The sequence below is a fragment of the Psychromonas algicola genome, from assembly GCF_004378355.1.
Lineage (GTDB): Bacteria > Pseudomonadota > Gammaproteobacteria > Enterobacterales > Psychromonadaceae > Psychromonas.
The window spans coordinates 1-410 of the sequence record NZ_SNUB01000101.1; the positions used below are offsets into that span (position 1 = coordinate 1).

At 64.6% G+C, this 410-nt stretch carries 1 protein-coding gene; it reads left to right on the plus strand.

Annotated features, from left to right (window positions below; all coding sequences use genetic code 11):
• Positions 1-410: amidohydrolase family protein (locus tag E2R67_RS16535; RefSeq protein WP_166739420.1), on the plus strand; the 410-nt coding region annotated here is incomplete at both ends.

Genomic DNA, 410 nt, shown 5'->3' on the forward strand with positions numbered 1-410 from the left:
CATGGGTCCGCCTGGACCAACCGAGGGTGTGGTCAACTCACCCGACGAGGCGCGCCGCGCCGTGCGCCAGCGCTACAAGGACGGCAGTGATGTCATCAAGATCACTGCCACCGGCGGCGTGTTGAGCTATGCCAAATCCGGTGATGCGCCGCAGTTCACCCTCGATGAAGTGCAGGCCGTCGTCCAGGCCGCGAAAGACTACGGTTTCAGCGTCGCGGCCCACGCCCACGGCACCGAGGGCATGAAGCGCGCCGTGTTGGCCGGCGTGACCAGCATCGAACACGGCACGCAGATGGACGACGAGGTAATGCGCCTGATGAAGGAACGCGGCACCTGGTACATCCCCACGATCTATGCCGGCCGATTCGTGGCCGACAAGGCCAGGATCGATGGTTACTTCCCTGCGGTCG